At 64.8% G+C, this 11,734-nt stretch carries 9 protein-coding genes; 1 reads left to right on the plus strand and 8 read right to left on the minus strand.

The features are described 5' to 3' along the window. Window position 1 precedes the first annotated feature (1 nt). The 6 genes from gsiD to F7R19_RS02360 form a co-directional block, all read right to left on the minus strand. The gene (gene gsiD / locus F7R19_RS02335) at window positions 2–904 is read right to left on the minus strand and encodes a glutathione ABC transporter permease GsiD (protein ID WP_061959411.1); all 903 of its coding nucleotides are present in this window, start codon (window positions 902–904) and stop codon (window positions 2–4) included. A 10-nt stretch (window positions 905–914) separates the two neighbouring features. Then, the gene (gsiC, locus tag F7R19_RS02340) at window positions 915–1,835 is read right to left on the minus strand and encodes a glutathione ABC transporter permease GsiC (protein ID WP_061959410.1); all 921 of its coding nucleotides are present in this window, start codon (window positions 1,833–1,835) and stop codon (window positions 915–917) included. 205 nt (window positions 1,836–2,040) lie between these two features. Continuing rightward, on the minus strand, window positions 2,041–3,591 hold the full coding sequence (gsiB, locus tag F7R19_RS02345) for a glutathione ABC transporter substrate-binding protein GsiB (RefSeq protein ID WP_061959409.1): 1,551 nt from the start codon (window positions 3,589–3,591) through the stop codon (window positions 2,041–2,043). Between the two features lie 57 nt (window positions 3,592–3,648). Then, window positions 3,649–5,541, minus strand: a complete 1,893-nt coding sequence (locus F7R19_RS02350) for a dipeptide ABC transporter ATP-binding protein (RefSeq protein WP_150979240.1) — start codon at window positions 5,539–5,541, stop codon at window positions 3,649–3,651. A 1-nt stretch (window position 5,542) separates the two neighbouring features. Further along, complete coding sequence (locus tag F7R19_RS02355) at window positions 5,543–6,505, minus strand: isoaspartyl peptidase/L-asparaginase family protein (protein WP_061959407.1); 963 nt, start codon at window positions 6,503–6,505, stop codon at window positions 5,543–5,545. 33 nt (window positions 6,506–6,538) lie between these two features. Then, entirely contained in the window at window positions 6,539–7,441 is a 903-nt protein-coding gene (locus F7R19_RS02360; protein WP_061959406.1) for a MurR/RpiR family transcriptional regulator, read from the minus strand. 285 nt (window positions 7,442–7,726) lie between these two features. Between F7R19_RS02360 and F7R19_RS02365 the strand changes: the two genes are divergently transcribed. After that, window positions 7,727–9,652, plus strand: coding sequence for an ATP-binding cassette domain-containing protein (locus F7R19_RS02365; RefSeq protein WP_061959405.1), 1,926 nt, complete (start codon window positions 7,727–7,729; stop codon window positions 9,650–9,652). A 63-nt stretch (window positions 9,653–9,715) separates the two neighbouring features. Here the strand turns inward: F7R19_RS02365 and F7R19_RS02370 are convergent, their stop codons facing one another. After that, window positions 9,716–10,201, minus strand: a complete 486-nt coding sequence (locus F7R19_RS02370) for a disulfide bond formation protein B (protein ID WP_061959404.1) — start codon at window positions 10,199–10,201, stop codon at window positions 9,716–9,718. Between the two features lie 161 nt (window positions 10,202–10,362). Further along, window positions 10,363–11,730 (minus strand): DNA repair protein RadA, encoded by a 1,368-nt coding sequence (radA, locus tag F7R19_RS02375; RefSeq protein ID WP_150979241.1) that lies wholly within the window; start codon window positions 11,728–11,730, stop codon window positions 10,363–10,365. Window positions 11,731–11,734 lie beyond the last annotated feature (4 nt).

The raw sequence follows: 11,734 nt of genomic DNA on the forward strand, positions 1-11,734 counted from the left end.
CTCAGCGGCGGTCGATCTTCGGGTCCAGCGCGTCGCGCAGGCCATCGCCGAGCAGATTGAACGCGAGCACCGTCAGGAAGATCGCAAGGCTGGGAAAAATCGCCACGTGCGGCGCGGTGACCATGTCGGCGCGCGCCTCGTTGAGCATCGCGCCCCACTCGGGCGTGGGCGGCTGCGCGCCCAGACCGAGGAACGACAGCCCCGCCGCGGTGATGATCGACGTGCCGATCCGCATCGAGAAATACACAACGATCGACGACACCGTACCTGGCAGGATATGCCGCATCAGGATCGTCCAGTCGGACGCGCCGATGCTGCGTGCCGCTTCCACATAGGTCAGGCGCTTGAGCATCAGCGTGTTGCCGCGCACCAGCCGCGCAAACGCGGGAATGCTGAACACCGCTACGGCAAAGATCACGTTGACCATGCCGTTGCCGAGAATCGCCACGATGGCGATCGCCAGCAGAATGCCGGGAAACGCGAACAGCACGTCGCAGACGCGCGTGACGATGCGGTCCCACCAGCCTTCGTAGTAGCCGGCCAGCAGGCCCATCACAGTGCCGATGATGGCGCCGATGATGACCGAGAAAAAGCCGGCAGCCAGCGAAATGCGCGTGCCGGCGAGAATGCGGCTGAAGATGTCGCGGCCCAGCGAATCGACGCCCATCCAGTGCGCCATCGACGGCCCGGCGTTCAGCGCGTCGTAGTCGAAAAAATTCTCCGCATCGTACGGCGCGATATACGGCGCCAGGATCGCGATGACCACCAGCACCAGCACGAACGCGCCGGCGCCCAGCGCCAGATGCTGCTTGCGGAACTTGCGCCAGAATTCGGTCCAGGGGGTGCGCACCGCTTCGGGGACCGGGTTCGATGCAACGGCGGCAGACGTGGAAAGCTCGGACATGTCGGCCTCCTTACTTGTAGCGGATGGTTGGGTTGATCACCGTGTAGAGCATGTCCACGACCAGGTTGATCAGAATGAATTCGAGCGAAAACAGCAGCACTTCAGCCTGGATGACGGGGTAGTCGCGCATTTCCACGGCGTCCACCAGCAGCCGGCCCAGGCCGGGCCAGTTGAACACTTTCTCGACCAGGATCGAGCCGCCCAGCAAGAAGCCGAACTGCAGGCCCATCATCGTGACCACGGGAATCATCGCGTTGCGCAGCGTGTGCTTGATCACCACCACGGTTTCGCGCACGCCCTTGGCGCGCGCGGTGCGCACGAAATCCTCCTGCAGGACTTCGATGAACGACGCGCGCGTGAAACGCGCCATCACCGCGGCCACCGCCGCGCCAAGCGTCAGCGACGGCAGGATGTAGTGCTTCCAGCTATCGGCGCCGATCGACGGCAGCCAGCCCAGTTGCACCGAAAACACTTCCATCAGCAGCATGCCCAGCGCGAAGGCGGGAAACGAAATGCCCGACACGGCCAGCGTCATGCCCAGGCGGTCGGGCCATTGGTTGCGCCACACGGCCGAACTGATGCCGACCGCCATGCCGAATACCACGGCCCACACCATCGAGGTAATCGTCAGGTAGAGCGTAGGCAGGAAGCGCTCGCCGATCTCGTCGGAAACCGGGCGCTTGCTGCGCAGCGATATGCCGAAATCCCCCCGCAGCGCGTTCGAGAAATAGCGCACGAACTGCTCGTGCATCGGCAAATCGAGCCCAAGGTCCTTGCGCACCAGCTCGACAGTGGCCGAATCGGCTTCCGGGCCCGCGGCCAGCCGCGCCGGATCGCCAGGCAGCAGATGGACGAACAGAAACACCAACACTGCCACGATCAGCATCGTCGGTATTACGCCCAGAAATCGTTTGAGGAAGTAATTCAGCATCCTGACACCAGAAAACCAGAAATTGAGACCGGCGGCCGCCCACCCTTTCACCCCGCGTACACGGGCAGGCGGCCTCACGGCTTACCGCATCGTTGAACAGCTTGTTATGGCACTGCCTGAGTGCTAGTTGCCACCACGGCCTGCGCGGCCGTGGCAGCGGCACCGCGTCGCGCCTTGTTTGCGCAGCGCGGCATGCGACACACGCTTACTGCTTGATGTCGATCTCGTCGAAGTTGAACGAGCCGTCCGGCATCACATAGGCGCCGGTGAGCCGCTTCGAACGCGCGTACAGGATCTTCTCGGTCACCAGGAAGGCCCACGGCGCATCCTTCCAGATGCGTTCCTGCGCGTCCTTGTAGAGCTTGGCCTTTTCGCCGCGATCAGTGGTGCGCAGCGCGCCGGCGATGTCGGCGTCGACCTGATCGTTCTTGTAGTAGGCCGTGTTCAGCAGCTTGGGCGGCATCGATTCCGACGCCAGCAGCGGACGAAGCGCCCAGTCCGATTCACCGGTCGACGACGACCAGCCGACGTAATACATGCGCACGCCGGCGTCCTCGGGCTTCTGCACGCTTTCCACGCGCTCCACGCGCTGGCCGGCTTCGAGCGCCTGGACCTGCGCCTTGATGCCAACCTGCTGCAGCTGCTGCTGCACGAACTGGATCACCTTTTGCGCGGTGGTGTGGTTATAGGCCGACCACAGCGTGGTCTCGAACCCGTTCGGATAACCGGCTTCCTTGAGCAGTTCGCGCGCCTTGGCCGGGTTGTACGGCCACGGGCCGAGCTTTTCGGCGTAGTCGACGCCCGGCGGCACCACGCCTTCGGCCGGCACCGCATGACCGGCGAACGCCACCTTGGTCAGCGCTTCCTTGTTGATCGCATAGTTGATCGCCTGACGCACCTTCGGGTCGTTGAACGGCTTGACCATCGTGTTGAACGACAGGTAGCGCTGGATGATCGAAGGCGAGTCGATCATGTCGACCTTCGGGCTCGCCTTGAGCACGGCGGCCTGCTCGAACGGAATGCTGAACGCGAAGTCCGCTTCGCCGGTCTGCATCACGGCCGAACGCGTGTTGTTGTCGACCACCGGCTTCCACGTGATGGTGTCGATCTTCGGATAGCCGGTCTTCCAGTAGCCGGCAAATTTCTTGCCCTTCAGGTAGTCGGTCTGCTTCCACTCGACGAACTCGAACGGGCCGGTGCCGACCGGATGGAACGCGATTTCCTTGCCGTACTTCTTGAGCGCCGTGGGGCTGATCATCACGGCCGACGGGTGGGCCAGCACGTTGATGAACGGCGAGAACGGCTCCTTGAGCGTCACGCGGGCGGTGTACGGGTCCACCACCTCGGTCTTGGCCACGCGGTTGAACAGCGTGTAGCGCTTGAGCTTGTTGGCGGGATCGGTCACGCGGTCGAAGTTGGCCTTGACGGCCGTGGCATCGAAGGTGGTGCCGTCGTGGAACTTGATGTTCTTCTTGAGCTTGAACGTGTAGACCAGGCCGTCCTTGCTCACTTCATAGCTCTCTGCCAGCACGTTGACCAGCTTCAGATCCTTGTCGAAGCCGAACAGGCCTTGATAGAACGACTTGGTCGCCGCTTGCGACAGCGTATCGTTGGCATCGTACGGATCAAGCGTGGTGAAGGTGGAATACACCGCCATCACCGCATCCTTGGCGGCAAACGCCGGCGCGGCGGCCAGCATGCCGACGGCGCCTACTGCGGCAGCACCGGCCATCAGCCGGAAAGAAACCTTGGACATCTCTTCTCCTCTCAGGGAATACAGGGACTTCAGTACTTCGGTACAAAAACGGATCGATCAGTAGGCGCCGCCGACGGCGTGCCGCGCCACGTAATGGCCATGCGCACCGCTGCCCGCGACGGCCACCAGCGGCTGCACCACGGGCTCGTCGCCGACCGCGCGGATCGGGCTCGGGATTTCATCGGACAACGGTTCGCGCTTCAGATGGCGGCGCGCCGGATCGGCGATCGGCACCGCCGACATCAGCTTGCGGGTGTACGGGTGCTGCGGATTCTCGAAGATCGCGCGGCGCGGGCCGATCTCGACGATTTGGCCCAGGTACATCACCGCCACGCGATGGCTGACGCGCTCCACCACCGCCATGTCGTGCGAGATGAACAGGAATGCCACGCCGAGTTCGCGCTGCAGATCGAGCATCAGGTTGACGATCTGCGCCTGGATCGACACGTCGAGCGCGGACACCGATTCGTCGGCCACCACCACCTTCGGATTCAGCGCGAGCGCGCGCGCAATGCAGATGCGCTGGCGCTGGCCGCCAGAGAACTCGTGCGGATAGCGCGAGGCATGCGCGGCGGTAAGGCCGACTTTTTCGAGCAGCCATGCGACGCGCGCCTCGGCGTCCTTGCCGCTGGCCACCTTGTGCACCAGCAACGGCTCCATGATCGAATAACCGACCGGCACGCGCGGATCGAGCGATGCGAACGGGTCCTGGAAGATGAACTGGATATTGCGGCGCAGCGCCTGCAGCGCCGGGCCTTGCATCTTGCTGATGTTCTGACCGGCGAACTCGATGGTGCCGCTTTGCGCGTCGACCAGACGCAGCAGCGAGCGGCCCGTAGTCGATTTGCCGCAGCCCGATTCGCCCACCAGCGCAAGCGTCTCGCCGGGATAGAGATCGAAGCTGACCCGCTCCACCGCATGTACGCGACGCGTGACCTTGCCGAACAGGCCGCCCGGCACATCGAATCGCGTCACCAGATCGCGCACGCGCAGGATCGGTTCGGCGCCCGCCGGCACGGTGTCCTGCGGCAGCTCCACGACCGGCGCCGCGCCGTCACGCATTTGCACCAGCGGAAAGCGCGCCGGCAGATCGGTGCCCGACATCGCGCCCAGCTTGGGCACGGCCGACAGCAGCGCGCGCGTATAGGGGTGGGCCGGCGCGTGGAACACGTCGTCGGAGGTGCCCTCCTCGACTTTCTCGCCGCGATACATCACCAGCACGCGATCGGCTACCTCGGCCACCACGCCCATGTCGTGCGTAATGAAGACCACGCCCATGTCCATTTCGGCCTGCAGGTTGCGGATCAACTGCAGGATTTCGGCCTGGATCGTGACATCCAGCGCGGTGGTCGGTTCATCGGCGATCAACAGCGCCGGCTTGCACGACAGCGCCATGGCAATCATCACACGCTGACGCATGCCGCCGGACAACTGGTGCGGATAGCGGTCCAGCACGCGACGTGCCTCGGGGATGCGTACCAGTTCGAGCATGCGCAGCGCCTCGGCGCGCGCCGCCGCGTTGTTCTTGCCCTGATGCAGGCGGATCGATTCCGCGATCTGCTCGCCGACCGGAAATACCGGATTCAGCGATGTCATCGGCTCCTGGAAGATCATCGCGATGTCGGCGCCGCGCACCGTACGCAAGGTCGATTCGCCTGCCTTGGCCAGATCGAGCACTTCGCCGCCGCGACGGCGCAGCAGCATGCTGCCGCTGGCGAGCTTGCCGCCGCCATGCTCCACCAGCCGCATCAACGCCAGCGACGTGACCGACTTGCCCGATCCCGATTCGCCAACCACCGCGAGCGTCTCGCCGCGATCGATGTGGAACGAGAGGTCGCGTACGGCTTCGACCGTGCGCTCGGACGTGGCGAAGCGCACGGTGAGATTGTCTACCGCCACCACCCGCTCGGGGGGCAGCACGATGCCTTGCCTTGAAACAGTAGTCGCCATATCAGCCGTAAATCCAGACGTTGACCGGTTCGCCGACGCGGGCCACGCCGCGATACATGCCTTCGGTGTTGAACGGCAGCGAGACGTTGCCGTCCCGGTCGACAGCGATCAGCCCACCACGGCCATGGATCGCCACGAGTTTTTCCATCACCACGCGGCGCGCCGATTCCTCCAGCGACAAACCCGCGTAGCGCATTTGCGCCGATACGTCGAACGCCGCAACGGTGCGAATGAACATCTCGCCGGTGCCGGTGGCCGAGACCGCCGCGATGTCGTCGGCGTAGCAGCCCGCGCCGATCACCGGGGTGTCGCCAACACGTCCCACCTGCTTGTTGGTGACGCCGCCCGTCGATGTCGCGGCGGCAAGATTGCCATTGGCATCGCACGCGACCGCGCCGACCGTGCCGAACTTCTTGTCGGCGTCGAGCGGATCGGCGCCTTTGGCCGCCAGCGCGGCGGCGTCGTGATCGAGCAGCGCCATGCCAGTGCCGGCCTGGGCGCGCTGCCATTGGTCGTGGCGCGCCTGTGTGAAGTAGTAGTCGGGCGACACCAGTTCCAGTCCCTGCGCCTGGGCAAACGCTTCGGCGCCTTCGGCGGCAAACAGCACGTGCTCGCTGTGCTCTAGCACCGCGCGCGCGGCCAGCACCGGATTACGCAGGCGCTTGACGCAGGCCACCGCACCGGCGTTGCGCGTCGCCCCGTCCATCACCGCGGCATCGAGCTCATAGGTGCCGGCGTGCGTCAGCACCGCGCCCTTGCCGGCATTGAACAGCGGGCAGTCCTCGAGAAGGCGCACGGCTTCGGTCACGGCGTCGAGCGCGCTGCCGCCCTCGGCCAGCACGCGCTGGCCGCTTTGCAGCACCTGCTCCAGCGCGGCGGTGTATTCGCGCTCGCGCCGCGCGTCCATGGCCGCACGGGTAATCGTTCCGGCGCCGCCGTGAATGGCGATAACAGCTTGGGGCATAGATCCTTCTACTTCAGTCAGATTCAGTCAGATTCAGTCGGATGATTTCGGCGCCGCGCGGCCGTCGCGCGCACCGGGCGCGCCGTACAGCCACGGCAGCAGGAACTCGGTCATTGCGGCGGCGGCCTTCACCGAGCGCGCCGAGCGATAGGCCACCGCGCCGCACAGCGCTTCGATCAACGCCAGCACCGTGGCATCGGAATTGGCAGACAGCCGGTTGCCCGCGTTCGCGTACAGCGCGATATCGGCCAGCGGTGCCAGCGGCGACGTCGGACCATCGGTCAACGCCAGCAAACGGCCGCCGTGGTCCTTCACGCGCTGTGCCAGCATCAACGAATCGGTAACGTAGCGCGGAAAGGCAATCACCACCACCAGATCTTGCGCAGTCAGTTTGAACAGCTGGCGCGCCGCGTGCGAGGCGCCGCCGACGGTGGAAACCGACGTCACCATATGGCAATGCATCTCCAGTCCGTGCTGCATCAGACCCGCCAGAAAACCGCTGGCGCCAAAGCCCATCACGTACACACGCTGCGCGCTCAGGATCGCGTCGACCGCGCGTTCGATCGATTCCGGGTCAAGGCTGCGGCGCGTCGACTCCAGATTGCGGGCGCCCTCGTCCAGCGACGCCGCAAAGACTTCGGCCACGGTGGTCGGACGCGCCAGTTCGTCGCGCAGGCGTTCCACGGGCGCCAGCGTCGCCTCGAAGCCGCGCACCAGTTCGGCGCGGAATTGCGGATAGCCGTCGAACCCGAGCGCCTTGGCAAACCGATTAGCCGTGGCCACCGATACATCGACGGCCGTGGCAAATTCGTCGATCCGCATCGTGGCCGCGCGGAACAGGTTGTCCAGCACGTAGTTCGCCATGCGCTGATGCGCCGGCGTCAGCGTGGGCAAGGCGCGTGCAATGCGTTCGGAAATCGACTGGCCGTTTGACATGCGGGGCAGCTCGGAGCGTGGGTTCGGAAAAATGCGTTGCACCACTTCGGCACCATTTCCAGGAAACGGCGATGAAAAGGCACTTTCGCAGTGCGTCAATTTATGTAAATAAATTTACACGCAATTCATGTGCCTGAAACCCGAAAAGTGCCCATTTAGGGGAAATCCCTGAAGACATGGACGCGAACATGCCGGGCGGGCCGTGCAAGGCCTTGCCACGCCAGCGGCGCGCTACAATGCCGGCCTGCCGAACAATCGGCGTCTTCCAGCTTCAAGCCTTCCTCCGTGATACGAATCGACCAGCTTGTCCTCCAGCGCGGCACCAAAGTGCTGTTCGACCACACCAGCGTGACGCTCAACCCCGGCGAGCGCGTGGGCCTTGTCGGCGCCAATGGCAGCGGCAAATCGACGTTGTTTTCGATGCTGCGCGGTGAACTGCATCCGGATGGCGGCGACCTGTTCGTGCCCGCGCAATGGCGCATCGCGCATGTGGCGCAGGAGACCCCGGCGGTGGGCCGCACCGCGGTGGACTATGTGATCGACGGCGACACGCGGCTGCGCGAGATCGAGGCCCGCATTGCCGCCGCGCAAGCCAGCGGCGACGGTTCGGCCGAAGGCGAAGCCCATGCGGCCTATGCCGATGCCGACGGCTACACCGCTGCGGCTCGCGCCGAGGCGCTGCTGCTGGGCCTGGGCTTCACGCTGCCGCAGGTGTCGCAGCCGGTGGCATCGTTTTCGGGCGGCTGGCGCATGCGCCTGAACCTGGCGCAGGCGCTGATGTGCCCGTCCGATCTGTTGCTGCTGGACGAGCCGACCAATCACCTGGATCTCGATGCAATCGTCTGGCTGGAAGACTGGCTGGCGCGCTATCCAGGCACGCTGGTGATGATTTCTCACGATCGCGAATTTCTCGATGCCATCTGCAACGTCACGGTGCACATCGAAAACCAGCAACTGAAGCGCTACGGCGGCAACTACACGCAGTTCGAAACCATGCGGCTGCAACAGATGGCCCAGCAGCAGGCCGCGTATTCGCGCCAGCAGAAGGAAATCGCGCATCTGGAATCGTTCATCACGCGCTTCAAGGCCAAGGCCACCAAGGCGCGCCAGGCGCAGAGCCGCGTCAAGGCGCTGGAGAAAATGGAACGGCTGGCGCCGGTGCATGTGGCGGCCGGCTTCGCGTTCGAGTTCCGCGAGCCCGATTCGGCGCCCAATCCGATGATGGTGCTCGATGGCGTGGACTGCGGCTACGCGGAAGCCGATCCGCCCGTCACCATCCTGCACAATCTTGCGCTCTCGATCCAGAACGGGCAGCGCATCGGTCTGCTGGGCGCCAACGGCCAGGGCAAGTCGACGCTGGTGAAAACGCTGGCCGGCACCCAGCCGCCGCTCAACGGCACCGTGCGGCTCGGCAAAGGACTGGTCATCGGCTACTTTGCCCAGCACCAGTTGGAAACACTGCGCGATCACGATTCGCCGTTGCAGCATCTGGCACGGCTGGCACCGGACGTGCGCGAGCAGGAACTGCGCGATTTCCTGGGCAGCTTCAACTTCCGCGGCGATATGGCGACTTCGCCGATCGAGCCGTTCTCTGGCGGCGAAAAGGCCCGGCTGGCGTTGTCGCTGATCGTCTGGCAAAAACCGAATCTGCTGCTGCTGGACGAGCCGACCAACCACCTGGACCTGGACACGCGCGAGGCACTGACCATGGCGCTGGCACAGTTCGAAGGCACGCTGATCCTGGTGTCGCACGACCGGCATCTGCTGCGCGCCACGTCGGACCAGTTCATGCTGGTGGCTGACGGCACCATCCGTCCGTTCGACGGCGACCTGGACGACTATCGCGACTGGCTGCTGCAACAGGCCGCCGCCAAGCGCAACGCCGCCACCGCCGCGCACGCCGCCGATATGTCGGCGCCGGCAGTCAACCGCAAGGACCAGCGCCGCGCCGAGGCAGACGAACGCCAACGGCTTTCCGTGCTACGCAAGCCGCTGACCCGCGAACTGGAAAAGGTGGAAAAACGCATGGCGACGCTGCAAGCCGACAAGACCGCAATCGACGCCTTCATGGCCGACTCGGCCAGCTACGAAGACGCCAACAAGACCCGGCTGATGGAAATGCTCAAGCGCCAGGGCGAAGTCACCAGCGAACTCGATCAGTTGGAAGAGCGATGGCTGGAACTGCAGGAACAGATCGAACAGATTGCGTGAGACTGCGCTGAAAACAAAATGGCTGACATCGAAGTGTCAGCCATTTTTTTATTGCAGCGCGGTTCAGCGATAGTGTTTCTCGCGCCGGATCAGGCCGATGGCGAGCGTGAAGGTCAGGATCACGAGCCAGATCAGCGACCAGGCCGGGATCGACAGACCAAACAGCGGCGGAAGCGGCGCCGTGCACAGGCCGTCCGCGTAGAACACCTGCGGCAGCAGCTTGGCGGTGGGCAGCGCGTTGACCCAGTTTTCCAGCGGATCGATTCCGCACGACGCCTTGGGGTTGAGCAGCAGCGACACGTGGTAGCCCGCCACCGCAATGCCGGCCACGCCGGACAGCATGCCCAGCCCTTGCCACAGCGTGCGCGTGTTCTGCGCGATCGCCGCCAGCAGCGCAAAGATGCCGATGCCCAGGAACGCGAAGCGTTGCATGATGCAGAGCGGGCACGGCTGCAGGCCCTCGACATACTGCATATAGAGCGCTGCGCCGAGCATCGCAAACGAGACGACGGCGATCAGCAGGAAGTAGGCACGGGAATTGGCTTGCATGGGTCCATGGGCAAGGATTGCATCGACGCGAATTATTACCGATTTTTCGTGCGGCGATGGCAGTGTCGAAACAATCCGCCACACCTGTCGCCGTGGCGGATTGCCGCACCCTCTGAATCTGCGCGACGCATCGCGCGAAGTCCGAAAGGCCGGCGTCGGCGCTAGTCCAGATTGCGCACGCGGTCGATCGCGTGTTCGAGCCGATCCACCGCGATCACCTGCAGGCCTTCGATCGCCTGCTTGGGCGCGTTGGCCTTCGGGATAACGGCGATCGTGAAGCCCAGCTTGGCGGCTTCCTTGAGGCGCTCCTGGCCGCGCGGGCTGGGGCGGATTTCGCCCGCGAGGCCGACTTCGCCAAACACCACGAGACCGCGCGGCAGCGGCTTGTTGCGCAACGACGAGTGGATCGACAACAGCACGGCCAGGTCGGCCGCGGGCTCCGTGATTTTGACGCCCCCCACAGCATTCAGGAAAACATCCTGGTCGAAACACGCGATGCCGGCGTGGCGATGCAGCACCGCCAGCAGCATCGCCAGTCGGTTCTGTTCCAGCCCCACGGCCAGCCGGCGCGGATTGGGCACGTTGGCCGTGTCGACCAGCGCCTGCACTTCCACCAGCAACGGCCGCGTGCCCTCCTGCGTTACCAGCACGCATGAGCCCGCCACCTGGTCTTCATGCTGCGACAGAAACAATGCCGACGGGTTGCTGATGCCGCGCAGCCCGCGCTCGGTCATCGCAAACACGCCAAGTTCGTTGACCGCGCCGAAGCGGTTCTTGAAGGCCCGGATCAGTCGGTGCGACGAGTGCGTGTCGCCCTCGAAATACAGCACGGTATCGACGATATGTTCGAGCACGCGCGGACCGGCCAGGCTGCCTTCCTTGGTGACATGGCCGACCAGGATGATCGTGATGCCGCTGCTCTTGGCAATGCGCGTCAGTTGGGCCGCGCATTCGCGCACCTGCGCCACCGACCCCGGCGCGGACGTGAGCGCATCGGAATAGAGCGTCTGGATCGAGTCGATCACCGCCACTTCGGGCTTGTCCGATTCCAATGCGGCCTGGATCTTTTCGAGCTGGATTTCGGGCAGCAAGCCGAGCGTGGCGGCTTCCACGCCCAGGCGCTGCGCGCGCAGCGCGATCTGCGCGCCGGATTCCTCGCCGCTGACATACAGCACGCGCCGCGAGGCCGACAGGTTTGCCAGCGCCTGCAGCAACAGCGTCGACTTGCCGATGCCGGGATCGCCGCCGATCAGCACCACCCCGCCCGAGACCAGGCCGCCGCCGAGCACGCGGTCGAATTCGTCGATGCCGGAAGAGAAACGCGGCACATCGGCCGCCTCGATCTCGGACAGCTTGCGCACCACCGCGGACGCCGCGAGCGGCTGGAAGCGGCGCGCGGCCGACGAGCCCGTATCGGCCACCGTTTCGACCAGCGTGTTCCAGGCATTGCACTGGGGACACTGGCCAGCCCAGCGCGGCGCGGTGCCGCCGCACTCGGTGCAGGTATAGACAGTCTTGGTTTTTGCCATGGAA

The organism is Cupriavidus pauculus, from assembly GCF_008801835.1.
Classification (GTDB): Bacteria; Pseudomonadota; Gammaproteobacteria; order Burkholderiales; family Burkholderiaceae; genus Cupriavidus; species Cupriavidus pauculus.